Annotated in this window: 23 protein-coding genes; 5 read left to right on the forward strand and 18 right to left on the reverse strand. The window is 61.2% G+C overall.

Features of this window, described 5'->3' with window-relative positions:
• Position 1: 1 nt before the first annotated feature.
• The 11 genes from ACTZWY_RS07865 to ACTZWY_RS07915 all read right to left on the reverse strand — a co-directional run bounded on the left by ACTZWY_RS07865 (position 2) and on the right by ACTZWY_RS07915 (position 13382).
• Positions 2–331 (reverse strand): DUF3775 domain-containing protein, encoded by a 330-nt coding sequence (locus ACTZWY_RS07865; protein WP_444790141.1) that lies wholly within the window; start codon positions 329–331, stop codon positions 2–4.
• 93 nt (positions 332–424) lie between these two features.
• Complete coding sequence (locus ACTZWY_RS07870) at positions 425–1642, reverse strand: FAD-binding domain-containing protein (RefSeq protein WP_444790142.1); 1218 nt, start codon at positions 1640–1642, stop codon at positions 425–427.
• A 79-nt stretch (positions 1643–1721) separates the two neighbouring features.
• Positions 1722–2768: a DNA recombination protein RmuC gene (locus tag ACTZWY_RS07875; protein ID WP_444790143.1), complete on the reverse strand. Its 1047-nt coding sequence runs from the start codon at positions 2766–2768 to the stop codon at positions 1722–1724.
• Positions 2765–4609 carry a DNA mismatch repair endonuclease MutL gene (gene mutL / locus ACTZWY_RS07880; protein WP_444790144.1) on the reverse strand — a complete coding sequence of 615 codons (1845 nt, stop codon included), beginning with the start codon at positions 4607–4609 and terminating at the stop codon, positions 2765–2767. The genes ACTZWY_RS07875 and mutL overlap by 4 nt, the downstream gene beginning before the upstream one ends.
• A gap of 41 nt (positions 4610–4650) precedes the next feature.
• Positions 4651–5958, reverse strand: coding sequence for a M16 family metallopeptidase (locus ACTZWY_RS07885; protein ID WP_444790145.1), 1308 nt, complete (start codon positions 5956–5958; stop codon positions 4651–4653).
• Positions 5955–7334: a M16 family metallopeptidase gene (locus tag ACTZWY_RS07890; protein WP_444790146.1), complete on the reverse strand. Its 1380-nt coding sequence runs from the start codon at positions 7332–7334 to the stop codon at positions 5955–5957. The genes ACTZWY_RS07885 and ACTZWY_RS07890 overlap by 4 nt, the downstream gene beginning before the upstream one ends.
• Positions 7335–7483: 149 nt before the next feature.
• Positions 7484–8017: a DUF3035 domain-containing protein gene (locus ACTZWY_RS07895; RefSeq protein WP_444790147.1), complete on the reverse strand. Its 534-nt coding sequence runs from the start codon at positions 8015–8017 to the stop codon at positions 7484–7486.
• A 97-nt stretch (positions 8018–8114) separates the two neighbouring features.
• Positions 8115–8609 carry a signal peptidase II gene (gene lspA / locus ACTZWY_RS07900; RefSeq protein WP_444790148.1) on the reverse strand — a complete coding sequence of 165 codons (495 nt, stop codon included), beginning with the start codon at positions 8607–8609 and terminating at the stop codon, positions 8115–8117.
• A 10-nt stretch (positions 8610–8619) separates the two neighbouring features.
• On the reverse strand, positions 8620–10209 hold the full coding sequence (gene purH / locus ACTZWY_RS07905; RefSeq protein WP_444790149.1) for a bifunctional phosphoribosylaminoimidazolecarboxamide formyltransferase/IMP cyclohydrolase: 1590 nt from the start codon (positions 10207–10209) through the stop codon (positions 8620–8622).
• 25 nt (positions 10210–10234) lie between these two features.
• Complete coding sequence (locus ACTZWY_RS07910) at positions 10235–11980, reverse strand: heparinase II/III family protein (RefSeq protein WP_444790150.1); 1746 nt, start codon at positions 11978–11980, stop codon at positions 10235–10237.
• Between the two features lie 112 nt (positions 11981–12092).
• On the reverse strand, positions 12093–13382 hold the full coding sequence (locus tag ACTZWY_RS07915; RefSeq protein WP_444790151.1) for an RsmB/NOP family class I SAM-dependent RNA methyltransferase: 1290 nt from the start codon (positions 13380–13382) through the stop codon (positions 12093–12095).
• A gap of 68 nt (positions 13383–13450) precedes the next feature.
• Here ACTZWY_RS07915 and ACTZWY_RS07920 point away from each other — a divergent pair, with 68 nt between their 5' ends.
• Positions 13451–13669 (forward strand): DUF1674 domain-containing protein, encoded by a 219-nt coding sequence (locus ACTZWY_RS07920; protein WP_444790152.1) that lies wholly within the window; start codon positions 13451–13453, stop codon positions 13667–13669.
• A 592-nt stretch (positions 13670–14261) separates the two neighbouring features.
• Here the strand turns inward: ACTZWY_RS07920 and rpoH are convergent.
• Complete coding sequence (gene rpoH / locus ACTZWY_RS07925) at positions 14262–15158, reverse strand: RNA polymerase sigma factor RpoH (protein ID WP_444790153.1); 897 nt, start codon at positions 15156–15158, stop codon at positions 14262–14264.
• A gap of 119 nt (positions 15159–15277) precedes the next feature.
• On the reverse strand, positions 15278–16336 hold the full coding sequence (locus ACTZWY_RS07930; RefSeq protein ID WP_444790154.1) for an RluA family pseudouridine synthase: 1059 nt from the start codon (positions 16334–16336) through the stop codon (positions 15278–15280).
• Here ACTZWY_RS07930 and ACTZWY_RS07935 point away from each other — a divergent pair.
• A complete protein-coding gene (locus tag ACTZWY_RS07935; RefSeq protein ID WP_444790155.1) occupies positions 16335–16676 on the forward strand; it encodes a DUF6476 family protein in 342 nt (113 codons plus the stop codon). The two genes, ACTZWY_RS07930 and ACTZWY_RS07935, sit on opposite strands and share 2 nt — an antisense overlap.
• 170 nt (positions 16677–16846) lie before the next feature.
• Positions 16847–17713, forward strand: a complete 867-nt coding sequence (locus tag ACTZWY_RS07940) for a hypothetical protein (protein WP_444790156.1) — start codon at positions 16847–16849, stop codon at positions 17711–17713.
• A gap of 104 nt (positions 17714–17817) precedes the next feature.
• On the opposite strand, the gene ACTZWY_RS07945 is transcribed toward ACTZWY_RS07940, so the two are convergent.
• The 4 genes from ACTZWY_RS07945 to dnaG all read right to left on the reverse strand — a co-directional run bounded on the left by ACTZWY_RS07945 (position 17818) and on the right by dnaG (position 23197).
• Positions 17818–18249: a hypothetical protein gene (locus tag ACTZWY_RS07945; protein ID WP_444790157.1), complete on the reverse strand. Its 432-nt coding sequence runs from the start codon at positions 18247–18249 to the stop codon at positions 17818–17820.
• Between the two features lie 349 nt (positions 18250–18598).
• Positions 18599–18952 carry a helix-turn-helix domain-containing protein gene (locus ACTZWY_RS07950; protein ID WP_444790158.1) on the reverse strand — a complete coding sequence of 118 codons (354 nt, stop codon included), beginning with the start codon at positions 18950–18952 and terminating at the stop codon, positions 18599–18601.
• Between the two features lie 186 nt (positions 18953–19138).
• Positions 19139–21133 carry an RNA polymerase sigma factor RpoD gene (rpoD, locus tag ACTZWY_RS07955; RefSeq protein ID WP_444790159.1) on the reverse strand — a complete coding sequence of 665 codons (1995 nt, stop codon included), beginning with the start codon at positions 21131–21133 and terminating at the stop codon, positions 19139–19141.
• A gap of 165 nt (positions 21134–21298) precedes the next feature.
• Positions 21299–23197, reverse strand: a complete 1899-nt coding sequence (gene dnaG / locus ACTZWY_RS07960; RefSeq protein ID WP_444790160.1) for a DNA primase — start codon at positions 23195–23197, stop codon at positions 21299–21301.
• A gap of 117 nt (positions 23198–23314) precedes the next feature.
• Here dnaG and msrB point away from each other — a divergent pair, with 117 nt between their 5' ends.
• Both msrB and ACTZWY_RS07970 read left to right on the forward strand, forming a co-directional pair.
• Positions 23315–23839, forward strand: coding sequence for a peptide-methionine (R)-S-oxide reductase MsrB (gene msrB / locus ACTZWY_RS07965; RefSeq protein ID WP_444790161.1), 525 nt, complete (start codon positions 23315–23317; stop codon positions 23837–23839).
• The gene (locus ACTZWY_RS07970) at positions 23832–24320 is read left to right on the forward strand and encodes a tellurite resistance TerB family protein (RefSeq protein ID WP_444790162.1); all 489 of its coding nucleotides are present in this window, start codon (positions 23832–23834) and stop codon (positions 24318–24320) included. The genes msrB and ACTZWY_RS07970 overlap by 8 nt, the downstream gene beginning before the upstream one ends.
• Here the strand turns inward: ACTZWY_RS07970 and ACTZWY_RS07975 are convergent.
• Positions 24299–25729, reverse strand: a complete 1431-nt coding sequence (locus ACTZWY_RS07975; RefSeq protein WP_444790223.1) for a Glu/Leu/Phe/Val family dehydrogenase — start codon at positions 25727–25729, stop codon at positions 24299–24301. The genes ACTZWY_RS07970 and ACTZWY_RS07975 overlap by 22 nt on opposite strands.
• Between the last annotated feature and the right edge of the window lie 126 nt (positions 25730–25855).

The following is a 25855-nucleotide window of genomic DNA, read 5'->3' on the forward strand; positions in this document are numbered from 1 at the left end:
CTCAGGACCCTTGTTTCAGGAAATCCTCTTCCTCGCCCGTCACATCAATGCCCAGCGCTTCCAGCCCGTTTTCAAGGTGTTCTGCCACATGCGGCATGCCCAGCAGGTAATCTGCCGTGGGCGTGGTGGCTTCGGCCATGGCGGTGGCCACAGCTTCGTCATAATCTTCAGGTTCGAAGGCACCGCGCCCCACCCATGCAACGGCGGTCAGGCTGGCTTGCTCATCTTCATTCAACCCGTCAATGAAGGCATGAACCTGTGCCGCGCCCGTGGTCCCTTCGCGGGCCAGATAAATGATGTGAACAATCTTGCGCGGGCTGATTGCAAGCATAGCGTCCTCCTTTTGGTCGGGATCAAGTGTCGCGCAAAGGGCGAAGGCTTGCAATAGATATCGCGTGCACCCTGCCCCCCTTCCTTGCCCCTGCTACAACAGGTTCCGCTGGTGGATGATCTGGGGAATTTTCTTCTTCACCTTGAAAAACCCCGCTGTCGCATGCGGCCAGATCGCGCTGTCCCAAGGGCGCTGCCATTCGCAAAGCGCAATGCCCGCCGCGTCCAGCGCGGGGGCGGCCTGTTGCAGCCAGTCGCGCAGCGGGCCTTGTGGCACATAGGGCGTGATGATCTGGCGCGCGCCGGCCTTGGCGGCCCATTGTGCCAGATCGCTTGGGGCATGGGCGCGCAAGGCCAGTGCCTGCCAACCTGCGCGGCGCGCGGCATCTTGCAAGGCGCCATCGTCAAACGCCACCACATGCGGCGCAACGGGCCTGCGCGAGCGTAAGTGCGACGCGCCCAATGTCGCGGCTGCGCGAATGTCCAGCGCGGCCATGTCAAAATCCTCCGGGCGGCAATCGTCTTCGGTGATCAACAGTGCCGCAGGGCGGGCGGGATCGGGGGCAAGGGGCTGGCGCAACGGCGTGACAGGGGGCAAGCCGTCAGGTTCTGTCGCCTCCAGCCCCTGCACGCTGGCGCAGAGTTCCCCCTGCAGCGGGGTGAAACGCCCACTGGTGAATTGTGCGATATTCCAGCCCTGCGCGACATAGGGCTTGCCCCGCGTATGTAACCCGGCCACCCAACGCCAGCCCAGCGTGTTTGACGCAGGGTCCCCGTCCAGCAAATGGCGCAAAAAGAAATCCGCCCCCAACCGCCACGGCAACTGCAACGTGAATATCCAGATGGATGCAAACCACATGCGCGCGTGATTGTGCAGATACCCCGTTTGCGTCAGTTCCCGCGCCCATGCGTCGAAACAGGCCAGCCCCGTGGTGCCTGCTTCGGCCTGCGCCACTGATGCGCGCAATGCGCGGTCACGCTCCAGCGCGGCCATGTCATGCGCCACCCCGTCGCGGTAACTGGCCCATATACCGGGGCGGCGTTCCAGCCAGCCCTTGAAATAGCCCCGCCAGACCACTTCCTGAATGAATTTTTCCGCTTGTTCCGGCCCATGCGCGGCCAGCGCAGCCGCAACCACGTCTTCTTCCAGCACCAGCCTGCGGCGCAGATAGGGCGACAGGCCCGATACATCGCGGTGCTGGTCCGGCCCGTGGTCAAAATTTCGCCGCGCTGCGTAGTGGCGCCCCATGCGCGGGATGAAAGCCGCCATGCGTGCCTCGCCTGCGGCGCGTGTCGCGTCCTGATAGTGCATCTGCCCTGCGCCCTGACCTTATTGCATTCGGGGCGAAGCTAGCGTGACGCGCGCCCGGATCAATCGCGGCCGGGCGCTTTCATTCCGGGGATTTGGTGAAATCAAACTCATCCAGCCGCGCGCCACGCCGGATGATCTTGTCGGCGGAAATGCGAATTCCCGACAGGTCATTTTGGACCTGCGCAAAATGGCTTTCCAGCTTGGCCACACGCACCCCAAGGCGTTCGGCATCCTCAACAAGCAATTGCACTTCGCGGCGCACGGCGCGCGCTTCGGCGCGCAGGCGCGTGTCCTTCATCACCGCGCGCAAGGTATTGAGTGTGGCCATCATGGTGGTGGGCGACACAATCCAGACTTTGGCCACGAACCCTTCGCGCACCACATCGGACAGGTTGGCGTGCAGTTCGGCGTAAATCGCCTCTGATGGCAGGAACATCAGCGCGCCATCGGCGGTTTCACCGGGCAGGATATAGCGTTCGGAAATTGCCTTGATATGCGCGCGCAACGCCTGCGCCAGCGCGCGGCGTGCGGCCATGCGCGCCGCGTCATCGGGGGCGCGCATCAGGGCCTGATACGCTTCCAGCGGGAATTTTGCATCCACCGCCAGTGGCTGTGACATATGGATCAGTGCGTCCACCCGCCGCCCGTTCGACAAGCTGGACTGAAGGCTGAACGCATCAGGCGGCAGCGCGTCCGACAACAGCGCTTCAAGCTGCACTTCGCCAAAGGCACCGCGCGCCTGTTTGTTGGACAAAATATCCTGCAAGGACAACACATTGCCTGACAGCGCTTCGATCTTGGCCTGTGCTGCGTCAATCACCTGCAGCCGTTCGCGCAAGGCCCCCATGCTGGCCGCTGTGGTCTGGGCATTGCCTGCCAGCGTATCGCCCATATAGCGCCCCATATCTGCCAGCCGCGCTTCAACCAGACTGATGACCTGCGTCTGGCTTTGGGCCACATGCGCCAGCCCACCTGCAAGCTGGTTTTGATGGTCCGACAGGCCCGACAGCCGGTCATGCAGCCCCGACAGGCCAGACACGGCCCGCAGCACACGCCACAAAACCAATAACGCCACCACGCCAAGCGCCAGCGCAACAAGCAGCGGATCAACGCTATCAAGGTTCATTTGCGGCCAAACAGCTTTTCGATCTCATCAAGGCCAAGTTCCACATAGGTGGGCCGCCCATGGTTGCACTGGCCGGAATGGGGCGTTGCCTCCATCTCGCGCAGCAGGGCGTTCATTTCTTCCACCCGCATGGCGCGCCCCGACCGCACGGACCCATGACAGGCCATGCGCGACAACACGGCATCAATGCGCGCCTGCAGGTTCTGGCTTTGGCCCAGATCGGCCAGGTCATCCAGAATGTCGCGGATCAGCGCGCGCGCATCCACCACCCCCAGAAGCGCGGGGGTTTCGCGCACCATGATCGCCCCGCCGCCAAAAGCTTCGATCACCAGCCCAAGCGCGGCCAGGTCCCCCGACAGGGCCAGCAGTTGCGCGGCATCCGCTTCGGGCAGTTCCACGATTTCGGGGATCAGCAGCGCCTGCCCTGCCACGGTGTTTTCGGCGCGCTGGCGTTTCAGGCGTTCATAGACCAGCCGTTCATGCGCCGCGTGCTGGTCCACAATAACCATGCCGCGCGCGGTCTGGGCCACGATGTAGTTTTGGTGCAATTGCGCGCGCGCAGCCCCAAGGGGGGCATCATCGGGCACGCTTGGGGCGGCATCGGGGCTGTCATGGCGCGCAGAAATGGCTTGCGCACCCGTCCAGAAGGCAGGCGCGTCCTGCATCTGGGCGGGGGCCTGTAACTGGTAATTGGCCGCGCGCGCCTGCGGTGACGGGCGGTCCATCTGATAGCCCGCATAAGGGGGGGGGGCCTGCGGGCGCATGGCCCCCAGCATTGCGCCCGCAACTGTGCTGGACGCGCGGTGCCCCGCATTTGCCAGCGCATGGCGCAACCCGCTGACCACCAGCCCGCGCGCCAGCCCCGGATCGCGGAAGCGCACCTCGGATTTTGCAGGGTGGACATTCACATCCACCAGATCAGGCGCGCAAGTGATAAACAGCGCCGCAACAGGGTGACGGTCACGCGACAGAAAATCCATATAGGCCGCGCGCAACGCCCCGATCAGCAGTTTGTCGCGCACAGGGCGACCATTGACGAACAGATATTGCGCCACCGCCGCCCCGCGCGAATAGGTGGGCAGGCCCGCCAGCCCCGTCAGGTGCAGCCCGTCGCGTTCGGCATCAATGCGGATGGCGTTATCGGTAAACTCGCGCCCCAGAATGCTGGCCATGCGGTCTTCCAGCGCGTCAAACAGCGCGCCTTGGGCGGCATCGGCGCGGAAAATCTGGCGCGGGGCGTCATTGGACACATCCGACAGGGTAAAACTGACATAGGGTTCGGCCATGGCCAACCGTTTGAGGACATCTGCAATCGCCTGCGCCTCGGCGCGGTCAGAGCGCATGAATTTCAGCCGCGCCGGTGTGGCATGGAACAGGTCGCGCAATTCCACCAGCGTGCCCTGTTGCGCGGCATCTGGCCTGACCTGCCCCATACGGCCCCCATTCACGGTAATGCTAGCGCCATCGCCGCCTTGCGTGCGCGAGGTGATGTACAGCCGCCCCACCGCCCCAAGGCTGGGCAGCGCTTCACCGCGAAACCCGAAGGACCGGATATTGAGCAAATCTGTCCCGTCAATCTTGGATGTGGCATGGCGCGACAGCGCCAGCGGCAGGTCCTCAGGGGCCATGCCATGCCCGTCATCGCGCACCCGGATCAGGGTTTTGCCACCATCGGCATACGCCACATCAATACGGGTGGCGCCCGCATCAAGGGCGTTTTCCACCAGTTCCTTGACAGCAGAGGCCGGGCGTTCCACCACTTCGCCCGCCGCAATGCGGTTGGCGCAGGCTTCGTCAAGCTGGCGAATTTCGGGGCGGATATTGCGGTGCGCGGTGTTCATACCACAGAATATAGCATGCCACCCGCGCCACTGCCAAGCGGCTATTCCAGCCCTTCGGGTTGGCCCACCACCACGAAATGCAGCGCATCCGCATCAAACAGGCGCGCGGCCATGGCATTGACCTGATCCAGCGTCAGGGCCTCAATCAGGTCATTGCGGATATTGACATAATCAATGTCAAAACCCTGATACTGCATCGACGCCATGCTGGACGCAATCGCGCCATTCCCGTCAAAACGCAGCGGATAGGCCCCTGTCAGATAGGTTTGAATGCGCGACAGGTCATCGGCGGAAATGCCGTCCTGTGCAATGCGTGCCCATTCTTCGCGCAAAAGCTCAATCGCAGCCGCCGCATTGGCGTTGTCGGTGGACATGCGCCCCTGATAGCTTTCGCCCAACAGGCCAGAGGCCAGAAAACTGCCCACCCCATAGGTCAGGCCCCGCTGCACGCGCAGGCTTTCCATCAGCCTTGTGCCAAACCGTCCGCCGCCAAACACTTCGTTCACAACAAAGGCGGTCAGGAAATCAGGATCATCGCGGGCAATGCCGTCATGGCCAAAGGCGATCACCGATTGCGGCCCGTCAAAGGCAATCACCTCCACGCCCGGTGTGGCGGCGAAGGTGGCGCGGTCAGGGATGGGCGCACCTTGCTGGGGTATTCCGTCAAACAAACGGTCGATCAGGCGCGCAAGTTCGGGCGCATCAATATCGCCCGCCGCGCCAATGAACACACGGTCGCGTGCAATCGCACCCTGATGGGCGGCAACCAGCGCTGCGCGGTCCAGCGCGGTCACAGTTTCCACACTGCCATCACTGACACGCCCATAAGGGTGGTCCCCATAGGCCGCCTGCGCAAATGCGCGGCTGGCCAATGTGTTGGGGTCCAGCGCATCGCGGCGCAGCTTTGACAGCATTTGCCCCCGCACCCGCGCAATGGCATCGTCATCAAAGCGCGGATCGGTCAGCGCCGCGCGCACATGGTCAATCACCTCGTCCGCATCTTCGGTCAAAAACCGCACGGAGACCGACACAGTGTCGCGCCCCGCATCGAAACTGATACGCGCGGCCAGGTCTTCGGTGCGCGCCGCAAAGGCCTGCGCGTCCATGTCCCCCGCCCCTTCGGACAAAAGTGCGGTCATCAGACTGGTTGCGCCTGCGGTGGCGTCACTGTCCAGATTGGCCCCGCCCGCAAAAATCAGGTCCAGCGCCACAATAGGGATGGAGCGTTCCTCGACCAGCCATGCCTGCAGGCCGGACGCTGATGTGACAGGGGTTATCGATACCTCGGCGCGCAGGGGGGCGACAAGGGTGATGAACAGGCCAGCAGCAAGGGCCAGAAAACGGGTCATTGTGCGCCCTCCGATGCAGTCGCGGTGGTGGGTTGGGTCAGATAGCCGGTGACCGCATTGCGCCGGTCCAGCAGGAACTGGCCTGCGGCAATCACATCGTCGGGGGTCACGGCATCCAGCGCGTCCACCCAGCCGTCAATGTCATCCACGCCCAGCCCGATGGACAGCCCGACCCCATATTGGCGCGCGCGGCCCTGAACATCATCGAGCGCGTAAATTTCCGAGGCGCGGATCTGGCGGCGCACGCGGTCAAACTGCGCCTGATCAACGCCATCTTCCAGAAACTGCGCCACCACCGCGTCAAGGGCCGCTTCGGCGTCTTCCAGCGACACCCCGTCAACTGGCGCAATCCCAAGGGTGAAGGTGCCGTAATCGCGCGCCATGCCATTATACCCCGCCCATGCCGACAGCGCCACGCCCTGCTCAAAGTTCAGCGCCCGTTCCAGAACCGATGTCGTGGAACTGCCGCCCAGCAATGCCGCCAGCATTTGCAGCGCGGCCGCCTGTGACTGCTCGCCCGCGCGGCGCACAGGGGCCAGATACATGCGACTGACATAGGGTGTGCCCACGCGCGCATCTTCAAACCGCAGGCGGCGTTCAGCCAGATGCGGGGGTTCGCTGGCGCGCGACACGGGCGCAATGGCAGGGTTGGGCGGCACGGGGCCGTAAATCTGGCGCGCCAATTCCAGCGCCTGCGCCGTGTCCACATCCCCCGCGATGACCAGAACCGCGTTATTTGGCCCGTAATGCTGCGCATAAAAATCCATCGCATTCTGGCCGGTCAGGGTTTCCATTTCATGGCGCCAGCCAATGATGGGAATGCCGTAAGGGTGCGATTTATACAGCGCGGCCATCATGCTTTCGTTGAACTGCCCGCCCACGCGACTTTCCAGCACCTGCCCGCGTTCTTCCAGAATGACGGCGCGTTCGGGCAACCAGTCATCTTCAGTGAAGGACAGGTTGGCCATGCGGTCGGCTTCCATCTGCATCATCAGGTCCAGCCGGTCAGATGCGACGCGCTGGAAATAACCCGTATAATCCCAACTGGTGAAGGCATTGTCGCGCCCGCCATTGGCTTCGACCACGCTGGAAAATTCGCCCGCGTCCATGGTGTCGGTGCCCTTGAACATCAGGTGTTCCAGAAAATGCGCGATGCCCGATTGCAGCGGGGGTTCATCCGCCGCGCCCACCCGATACCACACCATATGCACGACAACCGGCGCGCGGCGGTCTTCGATGACGACAACCTCCAGCCCGTTGTCAAGGCTGGTATGGGTTACGGGGTCGGCCTGCGCGGCGCGCAGCGCCAGCAAGCCTATCACGACAAGCACGGTCAGACGGGAAAACATGAGGGGCGCATACCTTTGGTCAGACATATCAAACTGTCATGGACAGTTACTGCCAGCAGGCGCGGGTTCAAGGGGGCAAACGCGCTTGTGACCGCTATTGCCCTGCGGCGTATCCTGCGCGCCCCGACACGACGATGCCCCGAGACCCGATGTTCCCCGCGACCCGATGTGCAGTGTCAGTTGTCCAGCAGTTCCTGGGGGGGGGCTGTGGGGGTGCGCACACCGGCACGCCGCCACCGGCCAAGTTCGCTGTATTTGTCCAGCCACATGGTTTGATAGGCATTGTGATAGACATTCACACCGAACGCACGTTCCAGCAACCGCCCGCGATTGCGCTGCCGGTGTTCCAGATCCTCGGCGGCAAGCTGGGCGCGGATATCGCCGCTGCGCCCGAACCGGCTGGCGTAGTTCACAATACCGCCATCCATGCCGCCGCCCGCAAGCGCGGCGGCGGGATTGCCACCAAGGGCGCGCGCGACATCTGCGCGCGGCTGGGGGTCAACACGGTTGCCGCCACCGGGGTTGGGCGCAGGCAACGCGGCCAGATCGTCGGGCATTTCCAGCGGTCGGGTCGGAAGGATGGCAAATTCATCAGGGCCGCGATTCTGCGCGCCCGCATGCATCAAGATGGGATCGCCCGCATCCGAACATGCGCCCAGTGCCAGCATCGACACGCCAAGGGCTGCGAATATCACTTGCCTGACTGCCATCGCCCTACCCCCTTCATTCCACTACGTTGCGCATGGTCTTAGCGCATTCCAATCATAACGTCACGCCCTGTCACAAGGCAGGGCTGAAATTCAAGCCTCAGGGCGCATCCTTGCCTGTGCCGCTGCCTGTGTCAGTGCGGCCCGAGAACAGGATCAGCCCGAAGGCACCGGCGAAAACCGCAATATCGGCAATGTTGAAAGCATACGGATTTTGCACGCCACAACAAGACATGTTGATAAAATCCGCAACTGCCCCCCAACGCAGCCGGTCAATCACATTGCCCAGCGCGCCCCCGATCAGCAAACCGGCGGACAGCTGCATCCATTTGCGCGCCCCATCGCGGCGCACCCATATCCAGACCCAGCCACAAATGGCCAGCGCAACCGCTATCAGCACAGCGCGCGCCGCCCAGCTTCCGGAACTCAGCAAGCCGAAATTGATGCCGGTGTTCCATGCCATTGCGAAATTCAGATAGGGGTCGAAAACCGGGATGAACAGGCGCTGCTTCAGGCCCATCCCCTCCACAACGGCCCATTTGCTGGCCTGATCGGCCACAAGAACAAGTGCCATAACCCCGATTGCAACGCGCATATCTGCCCCTTCAGTGCCGGAAATGGCGCTGGCCGGTAAACACCATGGCAAGACCTGCGTCATCGGCGGCGGCAATCACCTCATCGTCGCGCATGGACCCGCCCGGCTGGATGATGGCGCGCGCCCCTGCGGCGGCGGCGGTCAGCAAGCCGTCCGCAAAGGGAAAGAACGCATCGGACGCCACAACCGACCCTTGGGTGGGGGATATGTCCAGCCCCAGCACCTCGGCCATGTCCTGCGCCTTGCGCGCAGCGATTCGGGTGGAATCAACACGGCTCATCTGGCCCGCGCCCACGCCCACGGTCGCGCCATCCTTGACATAGACAATGGCATTGGATTTCACGTGCTTGGCCACTTTCCACGCAAACAGCAGATCGGCCAGTTCCGCATCACTGGGGGCGCGTTTTGTCACCACCTTCAGGTCACCGGGCGCAATCATGCCATTGTCGCGGTCCTGCACCAGAAACCCGCCCGAGACCTGCTTGAAGGCAAGCCCCCCAAGGGCCGGATTGGCCAGCCCCTTGGTTGTGAGCAGGCGCAGGTTCTTTTTGGTGGCGAAATGGTCAATCGCGGCCTGATCAGCGGCGGGTGCAATGACAACTTCGGTGAAAATGCCGGTAATCGCCTTGGCAGTGTCCAGATCGAGCTTCATGTTCAGCGCGATAATCCCGCCAAAGGCCGATGTGCGGTCACAATCATAGGCGCGGCCGTAAGCTTCGGCCAATGTCGCCCCGCGCGCCACACCGCAAGGGTTGGCGTGTTTGATGATCGCGCAGGCCGGCCCGTCTGATGGCAGGAATTCGGACACCAACTCGAACGCGGCATCGGTGTCGTTGATGTTGTTGTAACTTAGTTCCTTGCCCTGATGCTGGGTCGCGGTGGCCACGCCGGGCCTGTCGGACCCGTCACGGTAAAACGCCGCGCCCTGATGGGGGTTTTCGCCGTAGCGCAGGGTTTGCGCCAATGTCCCCGCAAAGGCGCGGCGGCGCGGCGCGGCATCGTCAATGGCACCCGCCATCCATGTGGACACGGCCGCGTCATAAGCAGCGGTGCGCGCATAGGCGCGTTGCGCCTGCTTGCGCCGGAAGGACAGCCGCGTTTCGCCATCCTGCGCGTCCATTTCTGACAAAAGCGGCAGGTAATCTTCGGGGTCGGTGACAACAGTGACGAAATCATGGTTCTTTGCGGCGGCACGAATCATCGCCGGGCCGCCAATGTCGATATTCTCGATGGCATCGCCGTAACTTGCGCCGCGCGCAACTGTGGCTTCAAACGGATACAGGTTGACCACCAGCAGGTCGATGGTCTTGATCCCATGCGCCACCATGGCGCCCACATGCGCTTCATCATTGCGCAGCGCCAGCAAGCCGCCATGCACGCCCGGATGCAGGGTTTTCACGCGCCCGTCCATCATTTCGGGAAACCCCGTCAAATCCGAGACATCCTGCACCGCAAGCCCGGCTTCGCGCAAGGCGCGCGCCGTGCCGCCAGTCGAGACAAGCTCGACCTTGCGCGCGGCCAGTGCCTTGGCCAGATCAATCAGGCCGGTCTTGTCGGAAACGGAAATCAGCGCGCGTTTCAGCGGGGCAAGGTCAGTCATGGGGCGTGGTATCCTTGGTCAATTCTTATAATTCCGGCACAGCCAGCGGGTTTTCCTGCACAGTATCGCGCAGGGCAATCGGGGTGTCCTGCGCTTTTGCAAGAACCCAGTTGATCTGGCTGGTATAGTCTTGTGCGCGCAAGGACAACACGATCTGCAGGCTTGCGCGCGGTTTCAGGCGGGCTTTTTCCAGATAGACAGACGGGGCCAGCGTCAGCGTATGACCATCTGCGCGAAACACCCATATTTCCCCCGACCGCAGCACAATGGACACTGCCGTGCCGTTCATATCGACAGAGGCATCCACTTCGGGGTGCAGGTGAAACCGCAGGCTATAGGCAATGCCCGCCCCGCGCGTGCGCGCCAGCACATCGTCAAAGCGTTTGCGCGCCGCGCGTCCGCCGGAAATAAGCATATCCTCGCCACTCAACACGCGGCCATCTGCCGACAGGTCCAGAAAGCGCGTATGTTCCAGCCCGTGCGTGTCCAGATAGCCGTCATGCGACACAGCCACCGCGCGCGAATAGGATGTGTGGCGAAATTCGCAGCCCACATTGCGCGGCCCGTCCGTCAGCTTCAGGCGGTTGCGGTCCGTGCCCGTAAACCGCGCCGAGGAGTAGCCGTCAATCGACAAGGTGGAATGCGACGCACTGGCGCGACTGGCGCGCTGCCAGTCCACCCCCAGACTGGTGCCATCGCCACAAGACACCACCACCGGACGCCGGTTCGAGGTCAACTCGAACGCCAGCGTAGACGCATGCGCGCGCGCGGGCGCCGCGCCCACAGGCGGGGGGGCTGCGTCAACAATTACAGTGCTGCGCCCTGCCGAAAGCCGCGCGAAGCCCATGACCTGCCCAGTTGGGGCCTTGACGGGCGTGGCGTTCAGCGCGTCATGCACCGCCAGCGCGGCCAGCAGGTCCCCTTCATTGCCGCGCCCGCCCCCATGGAAACGCGCAAGCCCGCCATCGGCATGGCGCAACACCCGCAGCGCCGACGCGACCCGCCCCAGCAGGCCCAGTAACCGCGCATCTGCGGGGCGGCCCCGATCCTGCAGGGTTTGCACCACCCATGTCATCAGCACGAAGATATGCAGCAAATCTTCCGGGCTGCGCGTGGCCACCCCGCCGCCGCTGTCAATCTGGCGGTCACAATCGGCAATCAGGGCCTTGGCGGTCGGGTCGATGCGCCGTTCCCACCCTTCCAGCGACAGGGCGGCAAATAACAGCCCCGCATGCGCCGTAATACGCGGCAGGCCCGGCGCGGCATGGCCCGCGCGCCGCGCCAGAAATGCCGCATGATGGGCCAGCGCGCGCAAAAAACGGTCCTGAAAGGGTTTTTCCTGCCCTTGCATCAGCATAACAGCATGGGTCAGCCAGTTCATCAGCCGCCGCCCCGCGACCCCAGCCCCCCATCCCGGCCCACGCCCGCGCCCATAGCGCGCCAGCCAGTCGGCAAGGCCGGTCTGCGCCAGCCTGCGCGCATTCTGATCGCCCACTGCGGCCAGGTCATCCAGCCAGTCGAACCCGTGCAGCGCATCTGTCGCCGCCCCCGAACCCGCCTGAAACGGCACTGTCCCATCCGCGTTCAACAACTCGCCCGCCATGACGAAATTGCCCGCAAGCATTTGCTTTCCGCGCGCGAATTGCCCTGTCCCGCGCGGCTGGGGATGCGCGATCAGCGCCGTGACAGGTTGGCCACGGGCCAGCAAACGCGCCGCAAGCCGGTCCAGAAAACTGACCGGAAAACTGCCTGTCTTGGAAAACTGCGTCACTGGGAACTGGTCCTGTGTGGAAACTGCGGCGGGGCGTGTTGCGGCGCAGAATAGCGCATATGCAAACCCGATGTCAGCACTTGCGCGCCTGTCTTGCGGGGGACAGCGCAAATTACCCCATATGTTGCAAAACTATCATATAAAACCCGTCCAGCCCGCCCGCGTCCGGCCAATAATCAGGCCGTGTGCGAATGCCCCCTTCAGCAGTGCGCCACACGTCGGGCAGGCCGGGCACATCAACCCGCAGGGCCTGAACCTTGTGGCGGGCCATGGCGGCACTGGCCTGAGCCTCGCCTTCCTCTGGCAGCAGGGAACAGGTGCAGTACACAACGCGCCCGCCCGCCCGCAACAGCCCGCGCGCAGGGTCAAGCACGCGGTCCAGAAGCTGCGCCTGCAGGCTGCACAGCGCCTTCACATCCGCGCGGTTGCGCAGATGGGGCACTTCGGGGTGGCGCCGGATGGTGCCGGTGGCCGAACAGGGCGCATCCAGCAAGATGGCGTCAAACGGGGTGTCCGGCGTCCAGTGCAGCGCATCGCCCTGCGCAATGGTCGCCTGCAGCCGCGTGCGCGCCAGATTTTCGCGCAACCGCACCAGCCGCGGGCCGGACATGTCCAGCGCCGTGACCTGCGCGCCCGCAGCGGCAAGCTGCATCGTCTTGCCGCCCGGTGCGGCGCACATGTCCAGCACCCGCACGCCCTGCACATTGCCCAGCAACCGCGCAGGCAGGCTGGCGGCGGCGTCCTGCACCCACCATGCGCCAGCGTCATATCCCGGCAGGGCGCTGACCTGCCCTGCCTGATGCACCCGCAAGCTGCCGGTGGGCAGGGCCTGCCCGTCCAGCCCGTCGGGCGTAACAGCCCCATCGCGCAAGGTCAGGTCCAGGGGCGCAGGGACCAGATGCGCGGCCTCCAGCGCTTGGGTGATCTGGGTGCCATAGGCGTTTTGCAACGCGCCGCGCAACCATGCAGGCAGGCGCGGCACCGGGGTTTGCACCCAGTCCTGTGCGCTGTGCTGCGCCATCTGGCGCAAAACCGCATTCACCAGCCCGGTCAGTTTGGGTTCCCCCGCCCAGCCCCGCGTCAGCGCCACTGCATCATTGATAACCCCATGCGCAGGTGCGCCAAGACCCAACATTTCAACACTGGCCAGCCGCAAGACCCACATAACCGTGTCTGGCGGGGATTTGCGCAACGCCCGGCGCAACAGATGATCGGCCCGCCCCGCGTGGCGCAGCGTGTCCTGCGCCAGCCGCGCCGCGCGCGCGCGCGTGTCAGGCGGCAGCGCCGCAAGGCCGCCTGACGGGGACAGGCGCGCTTCAGACAGGCTGCGGCGGTCGTTGAACACGGCGGCGATCAGGTCCAGCGCGGCAGCGCGCGGGGCAAGTGTGGCAGAATGTGGCATGAACGGTTTCTTGTCCTTTGGTGCAATCGGGGTATATCAGGTAAAGTGATATGACAAGCAGGCCCCCTATGCCCCGGATTGACACAAACACCCCCGCCGACCCTGAAACCGAGGCAGCGCGTCGCGCCACCTTGCCCCCTGCGGCGCAACGCGCACTGGCCGAAGCCGAAGCGCGCAAAGCCGCCATGCCCGACCCCGAACGCCCGCGAGAGTTGGGCGGGCGCAAAGGGCCGGAACCCGTGCGCTATGGCGATTGGGAGAAGAAGGGAATTGCGGTGGATTTCTAGAATGTGGCGCGTTGATTGGCCTTCACGCCACCGACTCTAACCCGTGACGATCGGGTGTTATTCCACGCAAAACCGGTTCCCACTATTGCGCAACACGCTTTGCCCTTTTGTGGTCGCGTGTTGTTTCGCGCAAAACCGGTTCCCACTTTTGCGCAACACGCTTTGTGCCAATCAGGGCGGGCTTTTGTAGCGTGAGGACGGGGCACCGACACTTTCGAACGGTGTCTGCGAATAGTCACAGGCTCAGGTCGCGTCTGGCGGTGAAGCAGTCCTTCGCACATGGATAAAGCCCGCGCTATCGGCGGGCCGGGGTCTGCCGATCCGGCGTTATGGGGATGCAGTTTATCCAGGCGGCATATTCCTGACATCAAGCGCTTGGCACGCCTTCAGGTCATCGGCAGGCCGCGGGACGGCCCGCCGATAGTGCGGCGGCCTGCGGCCTTGATTCCGCACTGGGTCATTCCCGCGAACGTCCCCTTCAGGCCAAAACCCGCCCGCGAGCGTAAAATTATGATGGGATCAAACCCCAGCACCGGCCAATCTGTGCATGACCACGCCGCCCTCCAACAGCTTGCCCGCCCGCATGCGACGATCAATTGACCGGAACGGCCATGCCCTTGTCGCGTGCAAGCGTGCGCATGCGGGCCTGCAGTTTTTCAAAGGCGCGCACTTCGATCTGGCGAATACGCTCTCGGCTGACCTCGAATCGTTGGGACAGATCCTCAAGGGTAACGGGGTCTTCGCTCAGGCGGCGCGCGGTCAGAACATCGCGCTCGCGGTCATTCAATGCGTCCATGGCTTCCACCAGCAATTCGCGCCGCAGTTCCAATTCATCGCGTTCGGCATAATCTTCGGCCTGATTGGCGTCCTCATCCTCCAGCCAGTCTTGCCAGCTTGATGCCCCCTCCTCGCTGCCGATGGTGGCGTTCAGTGAACTGTCGCCGCCCGACAGGCGGCGGTTCATGTCGATCACCTCACCCTCGGTCACGTTCAGGTCGCGGGCAATCTGGGCCACGTTTTCGGGCCGCAAATCCCCGTCTTCCAATGCGCCAATCTTGGATTTCGCCTTGCGCAGGTTGAAAAACAGCTTCTTTTGCGCGCTGGTTGTGCCCAGCTTCACCAAGGACCAGGACCGCAGCACATATTCCTGAATGCTGGCCCTGATCCACCACATGGCATAGGTGGCCAGCCGGAACCCCTTGTCAGGGTCAAAGCGTTTGACCGCCTGCATCAGGCCGACATTCGCTTCGGATATGACTTCGGCCTGCGGCAAGCCATAGCCGCGATACCCCATCGCAATTTTCGCGGCCAGCCGCAGATGGCTGGTCACCAGTTTATGCGCGGCGTCCGTGTCCTGATGGTCCACCCAGCGCTTGGCCAGCATGAATTCCTCTTCCGGTTCCAGCATGGGAAACCGGCGGATTTCCTGCATATAACGGTTAAGCCCCTGTTCAGGGCTTGGCGCCGGAAGATTGGCATAGCTGCTCATGGAACATCCCCTTATTGCGACCGAAGGCAGATATGCGTGACACCGCGTGGTTTCAAGCAACCTGCCCGATAATCGTTTCTATCAGGTAAACGCCCCAAGGCGAGGGTTTGACACATTCCTCACCTGGTTGTGTCATTTGATGAGGATTGCAACACGTCCAGCAAGGTGGCGAAATCATCCGGCAAGGGGGCCGCAAATTCCAGCGCGTCACCTGTCACGGGGTGAACAAACCCCAATGTTGCCGCATGCAACGCCTGCCGCCCGAACCCCGCACAGGCCGCAATCGCAGCGTCCGGCAGGGCCTTGGGCGACAATTTGCGCCGCCCCCCCCCATAGACCGGATCGCCCACCAGCGCATGTCCCGCATGTGTCATATGCACCCGTATCTGATGCGTGCGCCCGGTTTCCAGCCAGCATTCCACCAAGGCAAGCTGCGACGGTGCGCCAAAAGACTGCAGCACCCGCGCGCGCGTGACCGCGTGCCGGCCCCCCGACCAGACCACAGCCTGACGCTGCCGGTCGGTGCGGTGGCGCGCAAGCTGACTGGTGATTTTCATGATATTGGCAGATTCGAAACTGACCCCGCGCGCGCCACGCAAACGCGGATCGCCTGCATCGGGGCAGCCATAGACCAGCGCCAGATAGCGCCGGTTCACGCTGTGGCGTTCAAACTGGGCCGCCAGCCCGTGATGGGCGCGGTCGGTTTTCGCCACCACCAGCAAGCCGCTTGTGTCCTTGTCGATCCGGTGCACAATGCCCGGGCGCTTTTCGCCGCCCACCCCCGACAGGCTGTCGCCGCAATGGTGCAACAGCGCATTCACCAGCGTCTGGTCAGGCGACCCGGGCGCGGGGTGAACCACCATGCCCGCAGGTTTGTTGATCACGATCAGGTCATCATCTTCGAACCGCACATCAAGGGTTATGTCCTGCGCCACTGTTTCCACCTCGGCGCCGTGGACGACATGCAACACCAACACATCCCCCTCGGCCACCTGGGCGCGGGGGCTGTCCAGCACCGCACCATCGCGCCGCACTGCGCCATCGGCAATCATGCGCATCAGCCGCGACCGCGACAGCGCCGCTTGCTCTGGCACATCGCGCGCCAAGGCCTTATCAAGGCGCGCAGGCGGGTTCGGCCCGATAATGACCTGCAATTGTGTAAAAGGCGTTTCTGCCATGACCCAGCCCCCGGACATGCCCCCGCCAGAAGGACAATCCCCTGACGTGCGTTTGGTCAAACGACTGGTTGTCGTGTTGACCAGCGTGATGATCCTTGGCGTCATAATCCTCATCGGGCTGGTTGTCACCCAGATAGCCCGCACCCCCGGCCCTGTCGGGTTGCCTGATACGATTTCCCTGCCCGAAGGGGCGCGTGCGGCAGCTGTCACATTGTCGCGCGACTGGGTTATCGTGCTGACCGAGGATCAGTCCTTGCTGGTATTTGACCGGCGCAGTGGCGCGCTGTCCTACCAGACGGGCCTGAAGGACGCGACACCGGAAAACACCACAACAGACTGATTTTATGTGATTATATAAAATGCTGAATGCAAATTCACGGCCCCGAAACAGGCCGCATAATGGCCATAATTACCCCTGCTGTCAGAAACCGATTGTTTCCATTTCAGTCAATTGTGAAAATTAAGACTTCGTTTACAACAAACCCCATACAATTCTGTGTGAGGTGGACCATGTCTTTTTTGAAGAAACTTATTGCGGCCAAAGCTGCAAAAGCTGCAGCGTTCAAGCCCGTCGTCAAACCTGCCCCTGTCAACAAAGTTTGCAACATTGACGCGGCGCGCGAGAATCTGATCCATAAGAAAATCGCGGAACTGGAAGCGAAAGCCGCCAAGCTGGACGCCAAAGCCGACAGCGTGCGCGACCATTATCAGGACAAAGCGGACGGGATTCGCGACCTGTATGAAAAGAAAGCGGATTTCTATTCGTGCAAAGGTGGTCGTCTGGGCGACAAATTCGCCGCAAAATTCAGCGCCCTGGGCGACAAGAAAGCCAGCCTGCTGGAAACCATCGGCGAAAAGAAAGCCTTTGCGCTGGAATGTGCAGCTGACAAGCTGAAAGCGAAAGCTGACCTGCTGCGCGAAAAATTGCAAAAAGACGATGATCCGTCCGATGACGACATGGATGATGATCAAGAGGATGATGTGGTTGATGACGGTGGTGATGACACCACAGAAACCAAACTGCCCGAAGGCACCGACAGCGTGAAATTCTTCCTGAATGTCGAGGATATGGGCCCCGCCGAAACCAACTATTTCCTGACAATTCAAGCGCCCGAAGGCGATGACGACTTCACGCTGGACGACGCCTATGAGCAGGCGCTGGCGTTCCTGTCCGACAATGATCTGCAGCTGAACAGCGTCAATCAGGTGAATATCCAGAACGCTGACGGCGAGAAAATCGCGGAATACAAACTGGTGGATGACCAGTTCGTGAAAGTCGGCGAAGAAATGGACGGCCTGTGGGTCGAAGCCTCCGAAGATGATCTGGCCGCCAGCATCGATGACGAAGAAGAAGAAGACGAATCGCAAGACGCCTGACCGGGGCCTTGACCCCGGCGCGGCCCCTGCCACGCGATACGCAAAATGCGCCCTGTGATGGGCGCATTTTCTATTGGGGACCGCATTTCAAACCCGCAGGTATATCAGGCGTATTCGATTACCGCACGGCTGTTTTGCTTCTTGCTGCAAATCAGAATCGCGTCCAGAAGGCGCGTCTGGGAAATGGGTTTCATCAATGTGCCGTCACACACAGGCTTGCGCTCGCTGCCGAAATCATCGCCGCCCACTTCATCGGAAATCAGAATAATCCTCATATCCGGCAGGGCCTTACGGATGGCCAGACAGAAATTAAGCGCCTTGTGCACGCCCCCCAGATGCTCGACATCGACGATCACGAAATCCAGCGGGATCGCACTGTTCGTCAGCCATTCCAATGCCCGATCGGAATAGGACACCGCCATGATATTGACACGCAGCAGGTCATAGACCCAATTTTGCATATCCTGTGTTTCGTCCGTGAAGCCCATAAACGCCGCAGCAACCCCATCAAAACGCGGGATCGGGGGGATACTCATATCGTTTCCATAATCATACATGAGTGCCATCCTTCACTTAGGGTTGCAGAAGCAAGGTGCCTGGCTGGACCACTTCCATGTTCTGTTTATAACATGTGAATTAACACATTTTCAACCTAAAAGTGTGTGATAAAGCTTTATGTGATGAAACTGAAATAAACCTAAGGTTGTAACGCCTGATGCGAGTATCGTAGAAAATTCGCGGAACCAGCACTGAAGATGCGCGTTACAGCGTACAGTCAACGCGAATGCAGCAAATAAAGCAAGAAAAATATGTGTGAAATAACCCATGGGCCAGACTGGCCACCCCAGTGGAACCCGCTAGAGTTGTGGGTTCTCTATGCGCTGGTTACCGCCCTGACTGAATCAGGTTACGAATTGAATCTAAAAGATATTCTCTCTCTGATTGAGAAAGAGATGACAGAAATCCGTTGACCACAGGCACGCTTGCCCCTGACACGGGCGTATCAGATGACGGGTCGCGCAACCCAAGAAGCACTTCTGGCGGAAGTTCCAGCGCACGCGCCAGCTTGAACACGGTTGAGATTCGCGGGCTTCCGGTGCGCCGTTCTTCGATATCCTTGACGGCGCGGCTATTCAAACCCGCCTTGCGCGACAAAGAAGCAGCGGAAAAGCCGCGCAGCTTCATGTAATGTAAAAGATTCTTACGAAAAACTTCAGATTCGCTTTCCAATTCGGTCATCAAATACTCGTCTTCACAAATGCATGTATCTGTATGTTCTATACCCAGTCGTCGATTAAGAATGAATCGAAATTAGGCAGGACGCACACAAACATCAAGACATGTGTAAAAATGCAATATGATCTTAGACTAAAGTCGTAGACATGCGCCCCCCCCCCGACGACAGGAGGGGGGGGCCAGTGCCGTCTACTGGTCCAGAAAACTGCGCAGCTTGCGCGAGCGCGAGGGGTGTTTGAGCTTGCGCAGCGCCTTCGCTTCGATCTGGCGGATACGTTCGCGCGTGACGCTGAACTGCTGGCCGACTTCTTCCAGCGTGTGGTCGGTATTCATGCCAATCCCGAACCGCATGCGCAAAACCCGTTCTTCACGCGGGGTCAGCGATGACAGAACGCGCGTGGTGGTTTCGCGCAAATTGTCCTGAATGGCCGAATCCAGCGGCAGAAGCGCGTTCTTGTCCTCTATGAAATCGCCAAGCTGGCTGTCTTCTTCATCCCCGATGGGGGTTTCCAGCGAAATCGGCTCTTTGGCGATTTTCATCACCTTGCGCACCTTGTCCAGTGGCATTTGCAGCTTTTCGGCCAGTTCTTCAGACGTGGGTTCACGCCCGATTTCATGCAGCATCTGGCGGCCAGTGCGCACCAGTTTGTTGATGGTTTCGATCATATGCACCGGAATGCGGATGGTGCGCGCCTGATCCGCGATGGACCGCGTGATGGCCTGCCGGATCCACCATGTGGCATAGGTGCTGAACTTATAGCCGCGACGGTATTCAAACTTGTCCACGGCCTTCATCAGGCCAATATTGCCTTCCTGAATAAGATCAAGGAATTGCAGACCGCGATTGGTGTATTTCTTGGCAATCGAAATCACCAGACGCAAGTTCGCCTCGACCATTTCTTTCTTGGCCTGACGGGCTTCCTTTTCACCTTTTTGCACCTGACCGACGATGCGGCGGTATTCCTGAATGTCGACGCCCACATACTGGCCGACCTGCGCCATGTCGTTGCGCAATTCGTCCACTTTGTCGCGCGACCGCTCCATCAGGGCTTGCCAGCCGCGGCCGCCCTTTTCAATCATGCGGTCGCACCATGTGGGGTCCAGTTCCGCGCCGCGATATTCGTCAATGAATTCGCGCCGGTTGATGCGGGCCTGATCGGCCAGTTTCACCATGGCGCTGTCAATCGACATGATGCGCCGGTTGATGCCATACAGCTGGTCAACAAGCGCTTCGATCCGGTTGTTGTGCAGGTGAAGCGAGTTCACCATTTCCACAATCTCGGCGCGCAGTTTCTGGTATTTTTCTTCCTGCACGTCAGAAAACCGCCCTTCTTCCAGAAGGGTGGCGTTCATGCGCTGGTCCTGCATTTCCGACAGCAATTCGAAATCCTGCGCGATCCGGTCCAGCGTTTCCAGGACTCGCGGTTTCAGCGCGCTTTCCATGGCCGCAAGCGACACGTTGGACTGTTCGTCGTCATCTTCATCGTCATCATTGGACGAAATCGGGTTTCCGTCCGCGTCCAGTTCCGGCTCGTTGCTGCGTTCGCGCTTGGGGGCGGCGGCGCTGGCGTCAGGCATGCCTTCGGCCACGGGAATACCTTCTTCTTCGTCAAGCGCATTGCCGAAGGTGGTTTCAAGGTCGATCACATCGCGCAACAGCACATCTTCGTTCAGAAGCTCGTCGCGCCAGATGGTAATGGCCTGAAATGTCAGCGGGCTTTCGCACAAGCCCAGAATCATCGTGTTGCGGCCTGCCTCTATGCGCTTGGCAATTGCAATTTCGCCCTCGCGCGACAGCAGTTCGACAGACCCCATCTCGCGCAGATACATGCGCACAGGGTCATCTGTGCGGTCCAGCGTTTCGCTGCCTGACCCTGACGACACCGCCACTTCGCGCGACCCGCCGGTTTCCACCAACTCACCGCCCTTGGTTTCCGGTTCGTCGCCTTCTTCGTCATCCTCGACAACATTGATACCCATTTCCGACAGCATCGACATAACATCTTCGATCTGTTCAGACGCGACCTGTTCGGGCGGCAGTGATTTGTTCAGCTGCTCATATGTGATGTAGCCACGTTCCTTGGCCTGCGCGATCATACGTTTGATCGAGGCCTGGCTGACAATCTGCCCGCCTTCGCTATCCTGATCATCGGGTCTGGTGTCGTCGGTATCTTTGGCGGCCATGAAAGCTCCCGAAAAACTAAGGCGAGGCATGCTAAACTGCGAATCGATTCGACGAATCACACATTGCCTGCGCGGACTGTTCTTCATGTAGGGAAAAGAAACCCGATTTTCCAGTTCCCAACCGCATTTTGACCGGCCAAACCGTGCGCATCTGCAACGATTCGGTCACTTTTTCTGTTTAATCCAGACTTGTGATTCGATGAACTGGCTCAACTGCCCGGAAAGTGCGGCGCGATCCTCGCCCAGATCGGCGGAATCCGACAGGCTTGATCGTTCCGAACGGTTGCGCAATTCCGCCGCCTGTTTCAGGCGCCATGTCAGCCCCTCATCGGGCAGATGGGCCAGATCCTCGACTGCGTCGCGCAATTCGGCATCAGCGCCGCGACGCGACAACAGCTTGGCGAATTCCTCGCGCAGGCACAGGCGCGCAAGGTCAATGTCATCATTGCGCACGGGCGGCGCAATGCGCACATGGCCCAATTCCATCAGCGCGGACACGTTTTCGGGGTCAGGGGCCGGATTTCCCGACAGCAAGGCGCTGCGCAACCCGTTATTGCGCGCATCGCGCATATCCGCGCGTTCCAGATCGGCCTCGAATTCGCGCACAAGGCTGCGGTGGCGCAACAAGATGGCCAGAATGATCTCCTCGCGCATTTTTTCTGCAATTGCAGTGCCTTCGCCACTGGCCAGAAGCGTGTTGCGCGTGGCGGCCAGCGCGGTTGCGGGGGGCGGTTGCCATTTGCCGCCTGCCCGCCATGGGCCGCGTTTGGGCTGGCCTGCTGCGCGGAAAATCCCCGCGCGCAGGGTTTTCAGTTCCTCGGCATAATGGGCGCGCAGGTTTTGATCGGCAATTTTGCCCAGCGCGGTGCGCAGGCGTTTGTCCAATGCCGCGCGGCGTTCGGGGCTGTCGAACACCTGCGCTTCGGTTTCGCGCTGCCACAGCAACCGCACCAGCGGCACCGCGCCGTCAATCAATTTGCGCATGGCCCCCGCGCCGCCGCTGCGCAACACATCATCAGGGTCCATTTTTTCGGGCAGCAGGCAGAACCGCAGCGATTGTTCGGCACTTAACAACGGCAAAGCAAGGTCCATCAGCCGGTAGCCCGCCTGCAACCCCGCCCTGTCCCCGTCAAGGGCAATGACGGGTTCGGGGGCAAGGCGCCAGATCATGCGCAACTGGTCTTCGGTTATGGCCGTGCCAAGCGGGGCCACAGCCGCATCGAACCCCGCCTGCACAAGGGCAATGACATCCATATATCCTTCGGCCACGATCAGCGGGTGGTCCTTGCCCACCGCCGCACGCGCAGGGCCTGCATTATACAGCGACCGCCCCTTGTCAAACAGCAGGGTTTCAGGGGAATTGAGGTATTTGGCGCGGGCCTCAGGGTCCATGGACCGCCCGCCAAACGCTATGCACCGCCCGCGCATGTCCCGAATGGGAAAGATGATACGCCCGCGGAACCGGTCATAGGGCGCGCCGCCACCCTCAGGGCGCGCGGCCAGTCCGGCATCGATAATCTTGTCAGGGGCCACGCCCGCCCCCGTCAGATGCGCCCACACCCCCTGTCGCGCGTCGGGGGCGAACCCAATCTCGAACCGGTCCAGCGCCTGCGCATTCAGGCCACGGCCGGCCAGATAATCGCGCGCGCTTGCGGCGGCATTGGTGTTCAGTTGCAGCCGGAAATAGCGCACGGCCTGTTCCGTCACCTGCGCCAGCTCTGACAGCCTGTCGGCCTTTTGGGCGGCTTTCGGGTCGCGGGCGGGCAGTGTCATTCCCGCTTCGCGCGCCAACACCTCGACCGCTTCCATGAATTCCATGTTTTCGGTTTCACACAGGAATTTCAGCGTGTCCCCTTTGGCATGGCAGCCAAAGCAGTAGTAAAACCCCTTGCGGTCATCCACATGAAAAGACGCGGATTTTTCCTGATGAAATGGACAGGGTGCCCAAAAATCACCCTTGGCCTGATTGGATTTGCGCATGTCCCATGTCACTTTGCGCCCGACCACCGAGGAGATCGAGACACGATTGCGCAGTTCATCAAGAAAACCGGGGGGCAGACTCATGACGGGTATAATGGCAGATCACGCAGCTTTGTTGAAGGGATGATACGCCTTTGCGCTATGTGTTGAAACCGAAACAGGTGTTGCGACGTATATTGCACAAACCACAGGAGGATGGCCATGTTCGGCAGACGCGGATTCATGATTGCAACAGCAGCGGCCCTTTCGGGGCGGGCGCTTGGCGCACAAGAGCAGCGCTTCGCGCTGACCCTGACCCCTGAGGAGTGGCGCGCGCGCCTGACACCGGCACAATATGCCGTGCTGCGCGACCACGCCACCGAAGAAGCATTCAGCAACAGGTTGCTGGGCGAACGGTCCCCCTTGCTGAATGAGAAACGCGCGGGCACCTATAATTGCGCGGGCTGCGGGCAGGCGCTGTATCGGTCGGAAACGAAATATGACAGCCGCACCGGCTGGCCCAGTTTCTGGGATGTGATGGACGGCGCGACCGGCACACAGGTTGACCGATCCTTGTTTTTCATGGTCCGCACCGAGGAACATTGCAGCAATTGCGGCGGGCATCTGGGCCATATTTTTGACGATGGGCCCGCACCCACAGGGCGGCGGCATTGTATCAACGGGCTGGCCATGACATTTACCCCCGATGAAACAGGTGTTGTTGAAGGACTTCCCGTAAGTGCTTAATATCGTTAAAAACCTTTTGCAATCATTGACCGCCGGGGCGGACCGGCCCGCGCCCAGCATCCCTGATGGCAAACACGCCCTTGCCGCGCTTCTGGTGCGCGCAGCCCGCGCAAGCGAGGTGTATGACGACCGCCAGATCGCGCAAATCGATGCAATTCTGGCGCGCCGTTTCACCATGTCCCTGCAAGAGGCCGATGCGCTGCGCCTGCGCGGCGCAGCGCTTGAAGCGCGCGCAGGCGACACTGTGCATCTGACACGCCCCATCAAGGACCTTGTTGCGCTGGAGGACCGCCCTGCCCTGTTGGAGGATTTGTGGCGCGTCATTCTGGCCGACGGGGGCCGCCATGACAACGAAGACGGGCTGATGCGTCTTGTGTCAAACCTGCTGGGGCTGGCCGACAGGCAATCCGCCTTCGCGCGCCAATATGTCATGACGCGCGAAAACGCCCTGCAGCCAGATCACAGCCCCTTGGCGCGGTAACTGGCCGCAACCCGTTCGATGGCCACAATAAAGGCGGCGGTGCGCAAATCCTTGACGTCGGGGCGTTCATGCCAGACCTTGGAAATGGACTGATAGGCCGTGCGCATCGTATCATCCAGCCCCGACCGGACCAGTTGCAATTCATCGGCACCTTGCAGGTAGCGGCGCTTGAAATCAGGGGCCAGTTCCCAGCCCAGTTGCCGGTCCGCAGACAGGCGTTCCAGTTCCTGCACCAGCAACAGCGCATGCGCTTCTTCGTTGCGCCGCTGCATGCGGCCAAAGCGGATATGGCTTAGGTTCTTGACCCATTCGAAATAGGACACAGTCACCCCGCCAGCATTGGCGTAAAGATCGGGGATGATGACAATTTCCTTTTCGCGCAGAATCTCGTCCGCGCCTGCCGTGATCGGGCCATTGGCCGCTTCGATGATCAGCGGCGCGCGAATGCGCGCGGCGTTATTGATGTTGATCACCCCTTCCAGCGCCGCCGGAATCAGGATGTCGCAATCCGCTTCCAGCACGCTGGCACCATCGGCAACGAACTCCGCGCCCTCGAACCCTTTGACGCCGCCGTTGCGGGCAATCCAGTCGCGCACCGCGTCAGGGTCCAGCCCCGACGGGTTCACAATGGCGCCGTCACGTTCGATAATGCCCACGATCAGCGCATCATCTTCGTCGCGCAGGAATTTTGCCGCGTGATACCCCACATTCCCCAAGCCCTGCACAATGATACGCTTGCCCGACAGGCCCGCACTTAGCCCTGTGACCTTCACATCATCAGGGTGGCGGAAGAATTCGCGCAGCGCATATTGCACGCCCCGCCCCGTCGCCTCTACCCGGCCCTTGATGCCGCCTGCATTCAACGGCTTGCCGGTCACGCAGGCGCGCGCATTGATGTCAGTTGTGTTCATGCGCGCATATTGATCGGCAATCCACGCCATTTCACGTTCGCCCGTGCCCATATCGGGGGCGGGCACGTTCTGGGCGGGGTGGATCAGGTCGCGCTTGGCCAGTTCATAGGCAAAGCGGCGGGTGATCTGTTCCAGTTCATGTTCTTCATATTTGCGCGGGTCAATGCACAAGCCCCCCTTGGCCCCGCCAAAGGGCGTTTCGACCAGCGCACATTTATAGGTCATCAGCGCGGCCAGGGCCTCAACCTCGTTCTGGTGGACTTCGGGCGCGTAGCGGATGCCGCCCTTGACGGGTTCCATATGTTCGGAATGCACGGCGCGGTAGCCCACAAAAGTTTCGATCTTGCCGCGCAACCGCACACCGAAACGCACTGTATAGGTGGAATTGCAAATCTGGATTTTCTCGGCCAGTCCGGGGGGCAGGTCCAGATGCGCCACTGCGCGGCGGAACATCAAATCCACATTTTCACGAAAGCCCGGTTCCTTGACGTCCAGCATGGTCATGCTCTCCTTAGCATCTGCGCAGGCCGCGCTGCGCCGGTTTTCAGCAACGATAACACGTTAAAATGATTAAGAAACACGAAACGCCCCAAACTTGCGCAAAAAACAGGCAATTTTGAATCA

The organism is Roseinatronobacter sp. NSM (assembly GCF_052379845.1).
In the GTDB taxonomy this organism is placed as follows: domain Bacteria; phylum Pseudomonadota; class Alphaproteobacteria; order Rhodobacterales; family Rhodobacteraceae; genus Roseinatronobacter.

What these genes read in the sequence shown, in the direction of transcription:
- ACTZWY_RS07935 (WP_444790155.1), top strand. Translation starts at nt 16,335, where the DNA reads ATGACCCAGCCCCCGGACATGCCCCCGCCAGAAGGACAATCCCCTGAC.
- purH (WP_444790149.1), bottom strand. Translation starts at nt 10,209, where the DNA reads ATGACTGACCTTGCCCCGCTGAAACGCGCGCTGATTTCCGTTTCCGAC.
- ACTZWY_RS07890 (WP_444790146.1), bottom strand. Translation starts at nt 7,334, where the DNA reads ATGTCTGACCAAAGGTATGCGCCCCTCATGTTTTCCCGTCTGACCGTG.
- ACTZWY_RS07915 (WP_444790151.1), bottom strand. Translation starts at nt 13,382, where the DNA reads ATGCCACATTCTGCCACACTTGCCCCGCGCGCTGCCGCGCTGGACCTG.
- ACTZWY_RS07975 (WP_444790223.1), bottom strand. Translation starts at nt 25,729, where the DNA reads ATGCTGGACGTCAAGGAACCGGGCTTTCGTGAAAATGTGGATTTGATG.
- ACTZWY_RS07865 (WP_444790141.1), bottom strand. Translation starts at nt 331, where the DNA reads ATGCTTGCAATCAGCCCGCGCAAGATTGTTCACATCATTTATCTGGCC.
- ACTZWY_RS07930 (WP_444790154.1), bottom strand. Translation starts at nt 16,336, where the DNA reads ATGGCAGAAACGCCTTTTACACAATTGCAGGTCATTATCGGGCCGAAC.
- dnaG (WP_444790160.1), bottom strand. Translation starts at nt 23,197, where the DNA reads ATGAGTCTGCCCCCCGGTTTTCTTGATGAACTGCGCAATCGTGTCTCG.
- ACTZWY_RS07940 (WP_444790156.1), top strand. Translation starts at nt 16,847, where the DNA reads ATGTCTTTTTTGAAGAAACTTATTGCGGCCAAAGCTGCAAAAGCTGCA.
- ACTZWY_RS07875 (WP_444790143.1), bottom strand. Translation starts at nt 2,768, where the DNA reads ATGAACCTTGATAGCGTTGATCCGCTGCTTGTTGCGCTGGCGCTTGGC.
- ACTZWY_RS07895 (WP_444790147.1), bottom strand. Translation starts at nt 8,017, where the DNA reads ATGGCAGTCAGGCAAGTGATATTCGCAGCCCTTGGCGTGTCGATGCTG.
- rpoH (WP_444790153.1), bottom strand. Translation starts at nt 15,158, where the DNA reads ATGAGCAGCTATGCCAATCTTCCGGCGCCAAGCCCTGAACAGGGGCTT.
- lspA (WP_444790148.1), bottom strand. Translation starts at nt 8,609, where the DNA reads ATGCGCGTTGCAATCGGGGTTATGGCACTTGTTCTTGTGGCCGATCAG.
- ACTZWY_RS07945 (WP_444790157.1), bottom strand. Translation starts at nt 18,249, where the DNA reads ATGAGTATCCCCCCGATCCCGCGTTTTGATGGGGTTGCTGCGGCGTTT.
- ACTZWY_RS07885 (WP_444790145.1), bottom strand. Translation starts at nt 5,958, where the DNA reads ATGACCCGTTTTCTGGCCCTTGCTGCTGGCCTGTTCATCACCCTTGTC.
- ACTZWY_RS07870 (WP_444790142.1), bottom strand. Translation starts at nt 1,642, where the DNA reads ATGCACTATCAGGACGCGACACGCGCCGCAGGCGAGGCACGCATGGCG.
- ACTZWY_RS07950 (WP_444790158.1), bottom strand. Translation starts at nt 18,952, where the DNA reads ATGACCGAATTGGAAAGCGAATCTGAAGTTTTTCGTAAGAATCTTTTA.
- ACTZWY_RS07920 (WP_444790152.1), top strand. Translation starts at nt 13,451, where the DNA reads ATGCCCCGGATTGACACAAACACCCCCGCCGACCCTGAAACCGAGGCA.
- rpoD (WP_444790159.1), bottom strand. Translation starts at nt 21,133, where the DNA reads ATGGCCGCCAAAGATACCGACGACACCAGACCCGATGATCAGGATAGC.
- mutL (WP_444790144.1), bottom strand. Translation starts at nt 4,609, where the DNA reads ATGAACACCGCGCACCGCAATATCCGCCCCGAAATTCGCCAGCTTGAC.
- msrB (WP_444790161.1), top strand. Translation starts at nt 23,315, where the DNA reads ATGTTCGGCAGACGCGGATTCATGATTGCAACAGCAGCGGCCCTTTCG.